At 67.2% G+C, this 14,974-nt stretch carries 15 protein-coding genes; 5 read left to right on the plus strand and 10 right to left on the minus strand.

The window, feature by feature from the left end; translation table 11 throughout:
• Window positions 1-221: 221 nt before the first annotated feature.
• Complete coding sequence (locus JW364_RS06105; RefSeq protein ID WP_137809645.1) at window positions 222-809, minus strand: HdeD family acid-resistance protein; 588 nt, start codon at window positions 807-809, stop codon at window positions 222-224.
• Between the two features lie 107 nt (window positions 810-916).
• Here JW364_RS06105 and JW364_RS06110 point away from each other — a divergent pair, with 107 nt between their 5' ends.
• Window positions 917-1,795 (plus strand): acyl-CoA thioesterase domain-containing protein, encoded by an 879-nt coding sequence (locus JW364_RS06110; RefSeq protein ID WP_065630363.1) that lies wholly within the window; start codon window positions 917-919, stop codon window positions 1,793-1,795.
• Between the two features lie 80 nt (window positions 1,796-1,875).
• Window positions 1,876-2,946 carry a DUF4185 domain-containing protein gene (locus tag JW364_RS06115; protein ID WP_058252206.1) on the plus strand — a complete coding sequence of 357 codons (1,071 nt, stop codon included), beginning with the start codon at window positions 1,876-1,878 and terminating at the stop codon, window positions 2,944-2,946.
• Window positions 2,947-2,991: 45 nt separating this feature from the next.
• Here JW364_RS06115 and JW364_RS06120 read toward each other — a convergent pair whose 3' ends face one another.
• The 4 genes from JW364_RS06120 to JW364_RS06135 form a co-directional block, all read right to left on the minus strand.
• A complete protein-coding gene (locus JW364_RS06120) occupies window positions 2,992-3,501 on the minus strand; it encodes a nitroreductase/quinone reductase family protein (RefSeq protein ID WP_137809644.1) in 510 nt (169 codons plus the stop codon).
• A gap of 155 nt (window positions 3,502-3,656) precedes the next feature.
• Complete coding sequence (locus JW364_RS06125; protein ID WP_058252208.1) at window positions 3,657-4,304, minus strand: DUF305 domain-containing protein; 648 nt, start codon at window positions 4,302-4,304, stop codon at window positions 3,657-3,659.
• A 103-nt stretch (window positions 4,305-4,407) separates the two neighbouring features.
• Window positions 4,408-4,824, minus strand: a complete 417-nt coding sequence (locus JW364_RS06130) for a DUF6153 family protein (RefSeq protein ID WP_068971226.1) — start codon at window positions 4,822-4,824, stop codon at window positions 4,408-4,410.
• A 17-nt stretch (window positions 4,825-4,841) separates the two neighbouring features.
• Complete coding sequence (locus JW364_RS06135) at window positions 4,842-6,131, minus strand: phosphatase PAP2 family protein (RefSeq protein WP_374100796.1); 1,290 nt, start codon at window positions 6,129-6,131, stop codon at window positions 4,842-4,844.
• 236 nt (window positions 6,132-6,367) lie between these two features.
• Here JW364_RS06135 and JW364_RS06140 point away from each other — a divergent pair, with 236 nt between their 5' ends.
• Both JW364_RS06140 and JW364_RS06145 read left to right on the plus strand, forming a co-directional pair.
• Window positions 6,368-6,583 carry a hypothetical protein gene (locus tag JW364_RS06140; RefSeq protein WP_058252309.1) on the plus strand — a complete coding sequence of 72 codons (216 nt, stop codon included), beginning with the start codon at window positions 6,368-6,370 and terminating at the stop codon, window positions 6,581-6,583.
• A gap of 115 nt (window positions 6,584-6,698) precedes the next feature.
• Window positions 6,699-7,469: a deoxyribonuclease IV gene (locus JW364_RS06145; protein ID WP_068971224.1), complete on the plus strand. Its 771-nt coding sequence runs from the start codon at window positions 6,699-6,701 to the stop codon at window positions 7,467-7,469.
• A gap of 8 nt (window positions 7,470-7,477) precedes the next feature.
• Here the strand turns inward: JW364_RS06145 and JW364_RS06150 are convergent, their stop codons facing one another.
• On the minus strand, window positions 7,478-8,044 hold the full coding sequence (locus JW364_RS06150; protein ID WP_137809643.1) for a hypothetical protein: 567 nt from the start codon (window positions 8,042-8,044) through the stop codon (window positions 7,478-7,480).
• 252 nt (window positions 8,045-8,296) lie between these two features.
• On the opposite strand from JW364_RS06150, the gene JW364_RS06155 reads away from it, so the two are divergent.
• Window positions 8,297-10,132 carry an acyl-CoA dehydrogenase gene (locus JW364_RS06155; RefSeq protein ID WP_137809642.1) on the plus strand — a complete coding sequence of 612 codons (1,836 nt, stop codon included), beginning with the start codon at window positions 8,297-8,299 and terminating at the stop codon, window positions 10,130-10,132.
• 103 nt (window positions 10,133-10,235) lie between these two features.
• Here JW364_RS06155 and JW364_RS06160 read toward each other — a convergent pair whose 3' ends face one another.
• From JW364_RS06160 to JW364_RS06175, 4 genes are all read right to left on the minus strand, one after another.
• A complete protein-coding gene (locus JW364_RS06160; RefSeq protein ID WP_226511758.1) occupies window positions 10,236-10,982 on the minus strand; it encodes a hypothetical protein in 747 nt (248 codons plus the stop codon).
• 131 nt (window positions 10,983-11,113) lie between these two features.
• A complete protein-coding gene (locus tag JW364_RS06165; RefSeq protein ID WP_137809641.1) occupies window positions 11,114-12,331 on the minus strand; it encodes a glycerate kinase in 1,218 nt (405 codons plus the stop codon).
• Between the two features lie 94 nt (window positions 12,332-12,425).
• Window positions 12,426-13,991 (minus strand): SLC13 family permease, encoded by a 1,566-nt coding sequence (locus JW364_RS06170; RefSeq protein ID WP_137809640.1) that lies wholly within the window; start codon window positions 13,989-13,991, stop codon window positions 12,426-12,428.
• Window positions 13,992-14,138: 147 nt separating this feature from the next.
• Window positions 14,139-14,918 (minus strand): SDR family NAD(P)-dependent oxidoreductase, encoded by a 780-nt coding sequence (locus JW364_RS06175; protein WP_058252218.1) that lies wholly within the window; start codon window positions 14,916-14,918, stop codon window positions 14,139-14,141.
• Between the last annotated feature and the right edge of the window lie 56 nt (window positions 14,919-14,974).

Below are 14,974 nucleotides of genomic sequence, written 5' to 3' on the forward strand. Positions count from 1 at the left end.
ACCCGGCCGGGCCACGGTCTTCGTGTAGAAATCCGACACCGTTTCAGGGTCTCGGAGTGGTCACCGGCCGGGAAGGCTCACACAAACCAGCATCCCCTGCAGGACGCCGATCCACCCCCATTAGGGTCCTGGCGAGACGAGTTGCGAAGACCCTTCGTGACGCTCGCAAGCACGCTCCTCAGCTCAGGGAGCAGAGCAGTGACGCTCACGAGTGTTCCGGGTCAGACCGCGGGCTCCCCGGCGGCCGGCTGCTCGACCTTCTTGGGCAGCGTGAGCAGCGTGGCGATCGACAGCGCGACGAGCATGATGCCGCCGACCCAGGCCAGCACCTCGAGCGAGAACGCGGGCAACACCATCATCACGATGCCCGCGATGATCGCGATGATGCCGGAGAGGATCAGGAACCAGGTGGGTGCGTGCCCGGACTTGGTGATCGCGGCGTACAGGTCGGCAACTCCCTGGAAGATCCAGCCGATGCCGATGAACACGGCCAGCAGCCACACGGCGTCGCCGGGACTGAACAGCGCGATCACGCCGGCCAGCAGCACGATCGCGCCGACGATGCCGAGCATCACCCGGACCCCGGTGCTCAGGAACGACGCCGCGAAGGCCTGATAGATGCGGAAGATGCCGGCGATGATCAGCGAGATCGCGAACAGGATGGCGAGGACGACGATGGTCGGCCCCGGCCACAGGATCGCGATGACCCCGATCACGATGCCGACGATCGACGTGATGATGAGTGCCGTGCGGACGGCACCGACCAGTTCGTCGGGGAAGTGCTTGGTGTACACCGTGGCGAAAGTCATGGTGGGAGGTTATCCGGCACAGCAGGATCCGGCGCGCTATTCGCTCAGGAGCGGCACAAACCCGACCGCATCGCCGACGCAGATGAACAGCGGGGTAACAAGTAACGATGACCAACATCGCGTTCTTCGAGCCGATCTCCGACACCGGCCGGCCCGGCGCCGGTCTCCGATACCGGCCGACACCCTTCGCCGCCAGCCTGTGGGCGCCCGGCACCCTGAACGGTCCGGCGGTGTGCGGCCTCGCCGCGCGGGCGGTCGAGACCGAGTTCGGTGACGATGAGTTCGTACCCGCCCGGTGCACCATCGACCTCTTCAAGGCCGCGCGCGACATCGTCACCTCCACCCGGGTCCGAATCGTCCGATCGGGCGGACGAATCCGGGTCGTCGACGTCGACGTGGTCCAACACCCCGAAGGTGCGGATGAGGTGCTCGTCGCGCGCGGCACGACGGTGTTCCTGCGCACCTCGACCAACCCGCCCGGGCGGCGGTGGCATCGCCCCGCCGACGCGGTCACCTTCCACCCACCCGAGATCGCCTCCGACGACGACCTGTCCCCCCGGTTCGCCTCCGATGCCGCGGACGACGCCGTCGGTGAATGGGAGCGCGACATGGGCAATCACCAGAACGGGCACCGCAAACGGATGTGGTCGCGGGCCGCACCCATCGTGGCGGGCGAGAAGCTCACCCCGTTCCAGCGGGCGGTCGTCAGCGCCGAATCCGCGAGCCTGGTGTCGAACTGGGGCACCACCGGCATCGGATTCATCAACTGCGATCTGACTGTCGCCCTGAGCCGTCTGCCGTCGGGTGAGCGGGTCGGGGTCGAGGCCGACGTCCACATCGAGGACGACGGCGTCTCGGTCAGCAACGCCGGACTCTACGACGCCGACGGCATGTTCGGGACCGCGCTCGTGACCGCGGTGAACAACGCCGCCGCGCAGATCGACTTCACCACCGTGGACACCTCGGAGCGCTATCGCGAAGCCTGAGTTCGACACGACCGTTCGCGGTGGTCGGGCACCGTAGCGGACCTCACACATATCTCTCAGGTCTTGATAAGGTCACGGCCATGACACGGCGCCTCGCACGGCTTTTCCTGGGTCTAGTCGTCACCTTGCTCGCTCTGGCCCTGACGACGACCCTGGCCGCCTCCCCCGCCCACGCCGCCCGCTACGCCAACGGTCCGGCGACCATCGTCAACCGATTGACGGGGCCATTCGCGATGAACGACACCATCGGACGGTTCAACATCGTCGGTACCGATCTCGGTGTCATGTGGGACAACGGCCGAGGTGAGATCCTCACGGCGTTCGGTGACACCCAGTCGTTCAACGGGTGGTCCCTCCTGTACGGCGAGCTCTACTACTGGCGGTCCAACGTCCTGCTGCGCAGCACGGACCGCCACCTGGCCGACGGCATGACGTTCACCTCGCACGCCGGCCGGCCGGGTCATGCCAAGCGCCTGCTCAAGCCGAACGTCCGCCGCGAGATCACGATCATCCCGACCGCCGGCGTGGCCGCCAACGGCAAGCAGTACATGACCGTGATGTCGGTCAAACGGTGGGATTCGCCCGGCATCTGGACCACCAACTGGGCGGGCCTCGTCTCCTCCACCGACAACGGCGAGAACTGGCGCTCGGTCGGTGCGTTCCGCCCCAATGGCGGCGGCAACAAGAAGTTCCAGATGGGCGCCTTCCTGAAGGTCGGCAAGACCGTCTACTACTACGGCACACCCGACGGCCGCTGGGGCGGTGTCTACCTCGCGCGCGTCGACGAGAAGGACATCGAGAATCTCGGCAAGTGGCAGTACTTCTCGTACGGCCGTTGGGTTCCGAACAACCCCGACGCAGCCACCCCGGTGATGGGCGCCCCTACGGGCGAGATGTCGGTCCAGTGGAACGACTATCTGGGCAAGTACATCTCGCTGGCGAGCCAGGACGTCGGCGTGACGCTGCGCACCGCCGACAACCCTTGGGGCCCATGGACTTCCGGTGAGATCGTCGCACCCTCGGTGGACCCGTACACGGGTTACGCGCCGTACATCCACCCGTGGTCGAAGGGCAGCACACTCTACTTCACCTACTCGGTCTCCATCGGCTATCAGGTGTACCTGATGCGTCTGCCGCTGCGGCGCGGCTGATCTCGACCACTGCCATCGGGGCGGTTGCCCCGAGTCTGCCGATGGTCAACTGGCGGCGATGGTGAGCACGACCAGCGGGATTGGGCGGTCGACCTTGGACTGGAAGTCCGCCAGCAGTGGGTTGTTGGCCAGCACCCAGGCTGCGTACTCGTCGTAGTCCTCGCCTTCGAGCACCTTGCCGGTCCCCTGGTGCGTATTGTCTCGGAATTCGATCATGACCTGTGGATTCGCCTTGATGTTGTACCACCATGCCGGGTACTTGTCCTCGATGAACGAGCTCACGTACATGGTGTCGTCGCGGTGACAGGGTCCCAGTGGAACCGTGTGTGGCTTTCCGCTCTTGGCCCCGGTGGTGGTGAGCAGGATGAGGTCCGCGCCCGCGTAAGCGCCGCCCACCTTGCCCGCGTTCTCCCGAAACTCCTTGATCACATCATCGTTCCAGTTGGCGATGCCACCCTCTTGATCCCACGCCTGGTTCCACGGCGCGTTCGGATCGTCGTAGTCGGTGATATTGGTCTGATCGGGTTGTCCTCCTGTCGATTCGGTTTCACTCATGATCCGAGTGTGTCGTCGAGTTAGGACAGTTACGGTCCTAACTCGAAATCGCTACGAAAACTCGTCCTGCGCCTGTCGGTAGGTGACCCGCCGACACGTCGGGGCGGTTGACGTCCGTTTCCGGACCCAACCGCCCCGGCGCCGTCTGTTGGTGCTCAGCTCTGGCCGAGCAAGCCCTTCATCTGGTCGATCTCGGCCTGCTGGGTCCGCTTGACCTCTAGGGCAAGGGTTTTCGTCGCGGGGTCTACGCCGTCGGCGAGTACCGCGTCGGCCATCGCGATGGCGCCCTCGTGGTGCCGGATCATGCCCTCGAGCCAGAGCCGGTCGAACTCGGGACCGCGTGCGTCCCGCAAGGCGGCCATCTGGTCCGGGCTGAGCATGCCCGGCATCGCGGAGTGACCACCGTGGCCCATGTTCTCGTGGCCGTCGTCGAGGCCGTCGGTACTGACGCCCCAGCTCTGCAGACGGTTCTCCATCTGCTCGATCTCGGCGTCCTGGGCCTTCTCGATCGTCGACGCGAGGGCGATCAGTTCCGCATTGTCCGTCCGGCCCTCGACGAGTTCGGCCATCTCCACGGCCTGGTCATGGTGTCCGATCATCGTCGAGGTGAACTCGACGTCGGCCTCGTTGTGAGTGGCCGACGCCGGAGCTTGCGTCGCCACCGATGCCGAGGTGTTGGCGGAGGTGGCGTCGCTCGCTGTTTCGTCGGGCGAGCAACCGGCGACTGCGATGAGTGCCGCCGCGGCCAGGCCGATCCCTGCCGCCGTCCGGATACGGCGCCGAGATGTGTTGTGTACGTACATGAGTGCATTCCTTGCTGCTGTCGGAGTTCCCGGCGGGCGCGACGCCGGCCGAGAGGGAGGAGAGATGACGACACGACGGACCGAGCGGTCCGCGGAGGTCAACTCAGCAGCGGATCACCTGTAGTTGCAGATGGGAGTACATGGCCCACGGCGGCGGACGACCCAGGATCGTCGTCCGACGGCGAGCGGTGTCGACGATCCGCGGAAGCGCCGCAAGCGACCAGAGCAGGAGAACGAGAACCACGGCCGGGAGATCGACGCCGGCCGCACGGATGAAGACGCAGTCGTGCGAGTGCTCACCACAGTCGTCGGTTCCGGTCATCTCCGGGGCTGAGGTCATCGTCGACGATGCCGTGAGCGCCGAATGCTCCGCATGGTGGGACATCCCGCTCTCGCCACCGGAAGGCCCGCCATGACCCGACACCACCGTGTGCATAAGCATCACGGCGAGAGCGAGTACGAGAACGAGTGCGCGGCGCCAGACGACGGCGCCACGACCGGTTCTGCGGCGGCTGCTCACGGTGCCAGGTTACGAGATCAGGATGCCGTCGTCGACGCCCTGGCGTCGTCGGGACGCCGATCGTCTCCCGAATCCGCCGCTGCTTCCTCGGCGGCTCGGCGTCGTTGTCGCGGGAGCAAGATCTTGCGGTCGATGATCTGGTAGGTCGCGATCACCGCGGCGGCCAGCAGCCACCCGAGCACGATGTCGAAGATGTAATGCTCGGCGGTGTACACCAGGGCGAACGCCATAGCGAGGGCGTAGCCCATGAACAGTGTCTTGCCGAGCGCCTTCACCCGCGGCCACATGAAGAGCGCGAGGAGCATCGTCAGACCCGCGTGCAGCGACGGGATCGCGGCGACCAGGTTGGACTTGCCCTGCCCGACCTCGACGAGGTTCGACGCCGCGTGGATGTTGAGGTAACCCCAACCGCGAGCCGAGATCCGTTCGACGTAGGGGTTGGCGTCCGGGTACTCGTTGTCCAGCGGCCCGAGCAGACCGCCGGGTTCCTTGGCCTCGGGCGAGTACATGCAGATCGGGTCGCGCGGGAAGTCCTGGACCTCGGCCGCGGTGCATCGCGCGGCGGCCCACGGCGGGGCGCCCGGGACGAGGGTGTACCCGACCAGGGCGAGGAAGGTCGTCGCCACGAAACACGCCGCGTAGCGTCGCCAGGCGGCGCGGTCCTTCAGCCACAACACGGCCGCGACCGCGTACGGGATGATGAAGTACGACATGTAGACGATGCTGACGATGACCTCCCACCAGGGCGGACTCGCCTGCTTGAGGTGCTCCTGCAGCCAGGCCGTGGGATTGACCCCGCCGGTCAGCCAAGCGTCGAAATCGATCGCCAGATGCCAGTGGGTGGGCATGTCGACGATGCGCGCGACGTCCCGGGTCCAGTCGTAGAGGATCAGGATCAGCGCGAACGGCGCCCAGTCGATGAGGATCGTGATGAACTTGCGCCGGCCGATACAGGCGGCCGCGAGTCCCAGACACATCAGGATGATCAGGCGCGTGCGGTCGAAGGCCAGACCGTAGAGGGCGACGTGCACCGCCATCAGCACGATCCAGGCGCCGATCGCGATGCGCCGGACCATCGTCAGATCGCGACGGCTCTCGGGATCGGCTTCCATCTCGGCGGCGGCGGCAAGGTCGTCGAGGATCGGTTCCACACCCGCGCGTCCGGTGTCGTCGCGGTCGGTGTCCTCACGACCGGTGGCCACCACGGAGTCCTTGGTGTCGGAGGTGGTCGTCTCGGTGCTCTCGCGCTCGTTGCGCTTGGAGGATCTGCCCGGCTGCGGGACGCCCACCGTCTCGTCGACACTCACCCGACACAACCCCGCCCGTCACACCCCGCAGGGCAACCACCCACTTAAACTGCCGTCAGTGTAATGGTCATCTGTTGTTCGCGAGCCAAGCCGACGGCCAGGCATGTCGGATTTGAGCATTTCCGATGCCGCAACCCGGGGCGAACGGTCTCCGCCAGCGGTTTTCGCCGGACGCCTCGCCGATCAGGGTGTTGTGGATCACACTGGAGGGCGTCGATCCCCTGAAGGAGGTCTCGGTGCCCAATCGCTACCTGCGCTACGGCGACCAGCGCTACATCATCAACAAGGAGGCGGAGGCCCGTCTCAACCGCACCCTCGACGCGGTGTACGCCGACGGAACCCGCGGTCACGAGTGGCTGAACCTCTATCACGACAGCGCGGCACCGTGTCGACTCCTCATCGCACCCGGGGTCCCGATCACCATCGAGACCGAGCCCTGTCTGGGCGACTGATCTCCCGTCGCCGCGGAGAGCCGGTTGGACGATGGAGGTGACCGCCCCGGCGTGTCCCCGTGATCGACGACGACGGGGGCGTCCGCGTGTCGGGGCGGGCCACTATCGTTGCCACATGCGCATCGGAGCCCATCTTCGCGAGGACGCCGACCCCTTGGCCACTGCCGCCGAGCTCGGGATCGATGTCTTCCAGATGTTCGTCACGGACCCTCAGAGCTGGAAGAAGCCGCAGCCGAACCCGCGCGCGGCGGAGTTCCGTGAGTCCGACATCGACGTCGTCGTGCACTCGAGCTACCAGATCAACGTCGCCAGTCTGAACAACCGGCTGCGGATGCCGTCGCGCAAGGCCGTCGAGCAGCAGGCCGCGGCCGCCGCCGAACTCGGCGCCTTCGGGCTCGTCGTCCACGGCGGGCATCTGCGCGACGGGGAGGACAGCGCCGAGGGATTCGCGAACTGGCGCAAGCTGTTCGACCGCCAGGCCGACAAGGGCGGTTTCGGCGTCCCGATCCTCATCGAGAACACCGCGGGCGGCGACCACGCGATGGCACGCACGCTCGAGTCCATCGACCGTCTGTGGGAGGCCGTCGGCGACTTCGACCAGGCCGGCTTCTGCCTCGACACCTGCCACGCCTGGGCCGGCGGCGAGGATCTCGTCGGACTCGTCGAGCGCGTCCGTCAGATCACCGGCCGGATCGATCTCGTGCACCTCAACAACTCTCGCGACGAGTTCGACTCGGGCCGCGACCGTCACGCCAACCTCGCGTCGGGCCACATTGACCCCGAGGTGCTCGTCGCGGTCGCCGAGGCGGCGGGCGCACCGGTCATCCTGGAGACACCCGGCGACGGCATCCCCGACGATCTCGAGTACCTGCGCTCGGCGCTATAAGACGTCGATCACGACAGATTCCAGGCGGGCGCCGGCGGAGTCACCGGGTATGCGGCGACGTTCATGACGACCGTCCCGTCGCAGGGCACGCCGTCGATCGTGGTCCGCCACACGCCCTTCAGCGTGCCGTCGCCCTGCGGGGTGTAAGTCGCGATCGACGTCGCCGGGCGCCACACCTTGGGCACACCCGCGCCCTGCCAGCAGTCCCATTCCCAGTCATAGCGATGCACCCAGGATCCTGCCTCCCAGGTGTAGCGCGGCGGCTGCGGCAGCGTCGGATTCGCGGGTTTCGGCCCGTCGATCACCGTCGCCACGCACGTACCGCCGTCGCACGATGTCCTGAAGGTGTAGTCGTCGGAGAAGTCCGGCTCCGCCTGCCGGGCCGCGAGGCTCGTTCCGGTCTTCGAGGCGGCGAACCGCTTCAACGAATACACGCCGTCCCACGAGGGCGTCGCCGCGGCGTCTGCCGGGGCGACAGCCACCAGAAGTCCGGCGGCCAGGGCGACGATCGAGATCACGACGCTCACGAAACCTGTCGCACCGACACGTGCGGGTCCGATCACCAGTCTGCGCATTCGTTCATTGGAACGTACTCGCGGTTCCTGCGCCGGCGTTGCGGATTTCTCGGCGCTCCGGGTGCGCCAACCGGCGCAGATCACACATCTTCTGATTGATCCGGCGGGGATATGGGGCTATTCTAGGGTTACCGGCGAGTAACATAGCTCGGACCGAACAGCCCCTCATCCGGCCGGTACGCGCACAACCGTGAGCGATCGGACCGGGTCGAGGACGCCATCGCAGACGGCCACACCAGACAAGGAACAACCATGGGCCATTACAAGAGCAACATGCGCGACCTGCAGTTCAATCTCTTCGAACTGTTCGAGCTCGACAAGGTACTGGAGTCCGGCGACTTCGGGGACCTCGACCACGAGACAGCCGTCGACATGCTGCGCGAGGTCCGTGCGCTGGCCGAGGGCCCGATCGCCGAGTCCTTCGTCGACGCCGACCGCAATCCCCCGGTCTTCGACCCCGACGAGCACACCGTCACGATCCCCGAGTCGTTCAAGAAGTCGTACAACGCCCTGGTCGAGGGCGGCTGGGACAAGATCGGCATCGTCGAGGAACTCGGCGGCCTCCCCGCCCCGCGTTCGCTGTACTGGGCCATCGGCGAGATGATCCTCGGCGCCAACCCGCCCGTGTTCATGTACGCCGCCGGCGCGGGCTTCGCGAACATCTTCTACAACAACGGCACCGACGAGCAGAAGAAGTGGGCTGCCATCTGCTCCGAGCGCGGCTGGGGCGCCACCATGGTGCTGACCGAGCCCGACGCCGGTTCCGACGTAGGTGCCGGACGCACCAAGGCCGTGCAGCAGGAAGACGGTTCCTGGCACATCGACGGTGTGAAGCGATTCATCACCTCGGCCGATCAGGACATGACCGAGAACATCTTCCACCTGGTGCTCGCCCGCCCCGAAGGCGCCGGCCCGGGCACCAAGGGTCTGTCGCTGTTCTTCGTGCCCAAGTACCACTTCGACTTCGAGACCGGCGAACTCGGCGAGCGCAACGGCGTCTTCGTCACCAACGTCGAGCACAAGATGGGCATCAAGGCGTCCGCCACCTGTGAGGTCACCTTCGGACAGCACGGCACCCCCGCCAAGGGCTGGCTCGTCGGCGACGTCCACAAGGGCATCGCGCAGATGTTCGAGGTCATCGAGCACGCGCGAATGATGGTGGGCACCAAGGCCATCTCGACTCTGTCGACCGGTTACCTGAACGCGCTCGAGTACGCCAAGGAGCGCATCCAGGGTGCGGACATGACCCAGATGACCGACAAGGCCGCACCGCGCGTGTCGATCACCCACCACCCCGATGTGCGTCGTTCGCTGATGACCCAGAAGGCCTACGCCGAAGGTCTGCGCGCGATCTACCTCTACACCGCGTCGCACCAGGACACCGCCGCCGCGAAGATCGTGTCCGGCGCCGATCCCGACATGGCCCACCGCGTGAACGATCTGCTGCTCCCGATCGTCAAGGGCGTCGGCTCCGAGCGCGCCTACGGCACCCTCGGTCACGAGTCGCTGCAGACGCTCGGCGGGTCGGGATTCCTCCAGGACTACCCGATCGAGCAGTACATCCGTGACTCGAAGATCGACTCGCTGTACGAGGGCACCACGGCGATCCAGGCCCAGGACTTCTTCTTCCGCAAGATCATCCGCGACAAGGGCCAGGCTCTCGCGCATGTCGCCGGACAGATCCAGAGCTTCATCGACTCCGAGGCGGGCAACGGCCGGCTGAAGACCGAGCGGGCACTGCTGAAGACGGCGCTCGACGACGTGCAGGCGATGGCTGCCTCGCTGACCAACGATCTGATGGCGGCACAGGAGAACTCGGCCGAGCTGTACAAGGTCGGACTCGGTTCGGTCCGCTTCCTGATGGCCGTCGGCGACCTGCTCATCGGCTGGCTGCTCCTCCGCCAGGCCGAGGTCGCCCTCGCAGCTCTCGACAACGGGGCCTCCGACGCCGACAAGTCCTTCTACGAGGGCAAGGTCGCCGTGGCGAGCTTCTTCGCGAAGAACATGCTCCCGCTGCTCACCTCGGTCCGCGTCACCGTCGAGAACATCGACAATGACATCATGGAACTCGACGAAGCGGCCTTCTGAGCCCGACCATACTGAGAACTCCCACCGGCGAATCCGCCGGTGGGAGTTCTTCTTTGCGGCGAGCCCGCGCACATCGCGGCTCAGACCCCGCGGTGCGCCATCGTCACTCGATCACGCTGAAGCAATAGCCGACGGGGCGCGGTTTCTGCGCGAAGTAGGTCCCGTCCGAGTCGGGACATTGGGGCTCCCCCGCAGCCTTGGTGTCCACGCGGATGTTCGTTCCGCCGGAAACCGGCGACCCGCAGTCGATCTCACGAATGTCGGCGAGCGCGGTACCACCGGTCGCCGACGGAATGTAGTAACAACGGCCCTCCTGGTACACCGGCGCCAGACAGAGCGCGCCCTCCTCGCCCGCGACCCAGTAGCGCGAGTAGTTGGGACCGCAGAGTCCTTGCGTGATGGACTTCTCCGCGACGAGGTAGTGGAAGTCGGTGTCGCCGCAGGACACCTCGTCGGCCTTGAGGGTCTCCGGCTCCGCCGTCACGACGATGCACTCGCCGGCGTCGACGTCACTGGTGTCGGTGACCCCACCTCCCTGCGCCGACGACACCAGCACCCGCGCCACGCCACCGGCGATCACGATCAAGAGCAGCACCCCGACGATTCCCAGCGCGACCCACAGACCGGTGCGCTTCTTCTTCGGTGGCGGCGGGAACGGCGCCCCGGGCGGGTACATCCCGCCCGGCATCGGACCCGGGTACGGCTGCGGCGCACCGTAAGGCCCCTGATTCGGTGGCGGAGCACCGTAGGGCTGATTCGGTGGCGGATACCCGCCGTTCGGCGGGTACTGCCCGGGTTGCGGTTGTGGCCCGAATCGCGGGTCCCCCGGCTGGTATGGCGAGTTGGTCACGCGCGAAGACTACCCGTGCGCCGGTGCCGTTACCGGACCGGCGGCCGAACCCGCAAACCCACCGCTTTTCGGCATATCCACCCCGTCTGAAGGGGGTGGATATGCCGAAAAGTGGTGGGTTTGCGCAGCGATCAGACCGCCTTCTTCCGCTTCCGCTGCCCGGCCCGGGCGGAGACCGCGGCGCCGAGGAGGATCATCCGCATGGTGCGCTCGGCGGCGTCGGCGAGGAGCTTCTCTCCGTTGGCGACCGCCTCCGACAGCGGCATCGGTACCGTGATGATCGACGCGATCGCCCCGATCCCCACGTCGTGGACGGCGGGCGCACCGTGCCCGAGCGAACCCGCCAGCGCGACAACGGGCACACCCCGCAACTGGGCGCGGCGGGCCACCTCCGCGGGCACCTTGCCGCGCGGGGTCTGGAAGTCGATCGAACCCTCTGCGGTGATCACCAGATCTGCCTTGCCGATCCGATGATCGAGGTCGATGCCGGACAGCCCGGAATCGAGTAGTGCGTCGAACCGCGACCGCAGTTTCCCGCCGGCTGCCGCCAGCCCCGCTCCGAGTCCACCCGACGCGCCGGACCCGGCCCCCTGCCGATAGTCGATGTCGGCCAGCCCATCCCGCTGCAGTATGTCCGACCAGACGTCGAGCGCCGCCGACAGCGAGTCGACCTGTGCGGGCGTCGCCCCCTTCTGCGGCCCGAAGACGCGGGCGACGCCGTTCGGTCCGCAGAGGACGTTGTGCGGGTTGCCCGCGACCACCACTTCGGTCTCCCGCAACCGCGGATGCAGACCGGTGAGGTCCAGCGACGCCGCGCGCGCCAGTTCGTTTCCGCCACACCCGATCTCGTGACCGTCATGGTCCAGGACGCGCGCACCGAGGGCCTGAAGCGCCCCGGCCCCGCCGTCGCATGTGCCCGAGTCGCCGCAGCCGACGAGAATCGCCGACACCCCCGCGTCGAGGGCCGCGGCAATCAGTTGTCCCACTCCGTAAGTGGTGGTGGCACCGGGATCTCGCTGCCCCGCCGGAACGAGCGCCAATCCAGCGGCGGCAGCCATCTCGACGACGCCGATGCGGTTCCGACCGACGCCGACCTCGGCCCAGTGCGACTGCACCGGCTCACCGGTGGGGCCGCAGACGGTCAGCTCGTGGAGCCGCCCGTTGCCCGCGGCCGCCAGGATGCGCGCCGTCCCCTCCCCGCCGTCCGCGATCGGTGCGATGTCGACGCGCACCCCGGGGAGCGTGCGCCGCACCCCCGCGGCGATGGCGGTCGCCACGGATACGGCGTCGAGGCTCTCCTTGAAACCACTCGGGGCGACCAGGATTCGTTGCGGAACTCGGACGGACATCGGCACTCCTGTTGATCGATCGGACAAGGTCTTGATGAGGAGACGGGAACTCGCACCCGGAGGCACATTCGGGACAGTCGCGGCGATGCGACGGTCAGGACGAGAGCAGGGGCAGACCCAGGTAGGGCCAGACCCAGAACGCGAAGATGATGAGCAGCACCAGCGACACCGGCGCGAGCAGCGCCGACATCGTGAGCAGATGTCGGGGTTCGTAACCCGGGACGTCGTCGCTCGCCGCGAACATGGCGACCGGTTTGGCCGAGCTGGTGAGGGTGATGCAGAACCCGGCGGCCGCGGTGGACAGGAAGGCCGCGGCGACCGGGTCGACCCCGACGGCCGGGGCGGTCACCACGATGATCGGGATCAGTACCGCCGAACGGGCCGAACGGGATTGGATCACCAGATGCGCGAGCAGCGAGACGATCGCCGCGACGACGACGAACACCATGGCCGCCGCCGGCCCGGTCTCGGCGATGGACCCGAAAGCCTGATCCGCCAGCCACTCCGCGGCACCACTGGAGTTGAGCGCCATCCCCAGCGCGAGGGTGGCGGCCATGAACAGCAGGAGCGTCCACGGGATGGTCTTCAGCGCCGCGCCCAGCGTCGTCGCGCCGACCGCCGGCGCCGACGCGGCCAGCGCGCCGAGCACCGCGACGATGGCCGGGTCGACACCGTGCAAGGGTTCAGAACACCACAGCGTCACAACGAGTCCGAGAATGACGGACACCCGTCGTTGTGCAGACGTGAGCGGTCCGGAGGTCACCGTGCCGGTCGTCGCGAGAGCGGTCGGCGGCACGCACAGCGGACGTGCCCGCTCGGCGTGATCGGTCATCAACCACAGTGCCGACTCGGCCGCGAGATGCGACCACACGAGGGCCAGGGGGATGCCGAGGACCGCCCAGTGCAGAAATCCGATACCGCCACCGGTTGCGGCCGAGACGATCTCGACGGTGATGAGGTGTGCACCGGGTCCCAGAAGCGATCCCACCGCCGAGAACAGGATCACCATCGGGAAGACCAGCGCGAGGCACAGCACCAGGCGGGGTCGGTCACGCAGGACCGCGGCGAGCGCGAGAAAGATCGGAAGAGCAAGGGCCGCGCGCCCGGAGGTCGCCGGGATCGCGAACGTGGTCAGCAACAGGGCCGCGGTGATCAGATGGACCAACTGACGAGGCGTCCGGGCCCGGCGGACGACCCGCGCCGACACACGAGCCGACAGACCTGACGCCGTGACCGCGGCCGCGATCACGAAAGCACCGATCAGCAACCAGATCACGCCGGAGCCGAGCGTGCCCGCGAAGGTGTTGGCGTCGATGATGCCGAAGACCACCAGAGCGATACCGCCACCCAGCGCGACATAGGTGTCATCCAGCGGCGAGAAGATCCACGCCCACACCGCGATCAGGAAGACGAGGAGGGTGACGACGGCGTCGAACGGCAACTCCCCGGTCCACCCGGCATGTCCGACGAACGCGCCGGCGCCGAGAACGACGACGAGACCGGCTGCCGCCCACGGGGACAGCGCGCTGCCGACGGCGGCGAGGAGGGTGCGTCGTGGCGACGGTGGCGGCGTCACCGTGCGCACGGGTGGGCGCGTCGCGTACATCGTCACCGGGCCCGGGTGATCCGGAAGTCGGTCGATCGCGTGCGGAACGTTCATGGCGACCACTCTGCGGTGCCGGCGTGACACCTTCATGAGGCGCGAATGAAAGTTCTTTCACGGAAAGAACCGGTGAACAGACGGCAAACCCACCACCGGATCGGGCCGGTGGTGGGTCTGCGCGGTTACCTCGGTGGGGTGTCGGATCTACTTCGGTGGCATCCGGATGCCACCGTCGACGCGGATGACCTCCGCGTTCATGTAGCTGTTGGTGACCAGCTCGACGACCATCGAGGCGAGCTCGTCGGGTGCACCCAGGCGATGCGGGAACAGGACCGACTCGCCGAGCTTGGCCTTGAACGCCTCGGCCGCTTCGCCTTCACCGTAGATCGGGGTGTCGATCAGACCGGGGGCGATGGTGTTGACGCGGATGCCGACCGCGGCCAGGTCGCGCGCGACCGGGAGGGTCATGCCGACGACGCCGCCCTTGGACGACGAGTACGACGCCTGGCCGATCTGGCCGTCGAAGGCCGCAACGCTGGCCATGTTGACGATCGCGCCGCGCTCGCCGTGGCCGTCGAGCGGCTCGTTGCGGCTCATGGCGGTGGCCGCGAGACGGATGCAGTCGAAGGTGCCGATCAGGTTGATCGCGATGACCTTCTTGTAGGCGTCGAGGTTGTGGGCCGACCCGAACTCACCGTCGCGACCGATGGTGCGCTGCGCCCAGCCGATGCCGGCCGAGTTGACCAGCGCACGCAGCGGGCCCAGTTCGGTGGCCGCGTTGACGGCGGCTTCGATCTGTTCGGTCGAGGTCACGTCGACGGCGACGAACTGTCCGCCGATCTCCTTGGCGAGTTCCTCGCCCTTGTCCGCGTTCAGGTCGGCGACGATGACCTTTGCACCCTTGGCCGCCAGCTGGCGAGCCGCAGCCGCGCCGATGCCGGACGCGCCACCCGTGACGATTGCACTAGCTCCATTGATATCCACGCCCCGGAGCCTATCGAGCGTTCTATCGCTCGGTAAAGCCCTTCGGGGAAACACCC

Origin of the sequence: Gordonia sp. BP-119, from assembly GCF_016924115.1 — a bacterium.
Lineage (GTDB): Bacteria > Actinomycetota > Actinomycetes > Mycobacteriales > Mycobacteriaceae > Gordonia > Gordonia hongkongensis.

What these genes read in the sequence shown, in the direction of transcription:
- JW364_RS06165 (WP_137809641.1), bottom strand. Translation starts at nt 12,331, where the DNA reads ATGTCCGTCCGAGTTCCGCAACGAATCCTGGTCGCCCCGAGTGGTTTC.
- JW364_RS06145 (WP_068971224.1), top strand. Translation starts at nt 6,699, where the DNA reads ATGCGCATCGGAGCCCATCTTCGCGAGGACGCCGACCCCTTGGCCACT.
- JW364_RS06115 (WP_058252206.1), top strand. Translation starts at nt 1,876, where the DNA reads ATGACACGGCGCCTCGCACGGCTTTTCCTGGGTCTAGTCGTCACCTTG.
- JW364_RS06110 (WP_065630363.1), top strand. Translation starts at nt 917, where the DNA reads ATGACCAACATCGCGTTCTTCGAGCCGATCTCCGACACCGGCCGGCCC.
- JW364_RS06155 (WP_137809642.1), top strand. Translation starts at nt 8,297, where the DNA reads ATGGGCCATTACAAGAGCAACATGCGCGACCTGCAGTTCAATCTCTTC.
- JW364_RS06170 (WP_137809640.1), bottom strand. Translation starts at nt 13,991, where the DNA reads ATGAACGTTCCGCACGCGATCGACCGACTTCCGGATCACCCGGGCCCG.
- JW364_RS06150 (WP_137809643.1), bottom strand. Translation starts at nt 8,044, where the DNA reads ATGCGCAGACTGGTGATCGGACCCGCACGTGTCGGTGCGACAGGTTTC.
- JW364_RS06120 (WP_137809644.1), bottom strand. Translation starts at nt 3,501, where the DNA reads ATGAGTGAAACCGAATCGACAGGAGGACAACCCGATCAGACCAATATC.
- JW364_RS06105 (WP_137809645.1), bottom strand. Translation starts at nt 809, where the DNA reads ATGACTTTCGCCACGGTGTACACCAAGCACTTCCCCGACGAACTGGTC.
- JW364_RS06125 (WP_058252208.1), bottom strand. Translation starts at nt 4,304, where the DNA reads ATGTACGTACACAACACATCTCGGCGCCGTATCCGGACGGCGGCAGGG.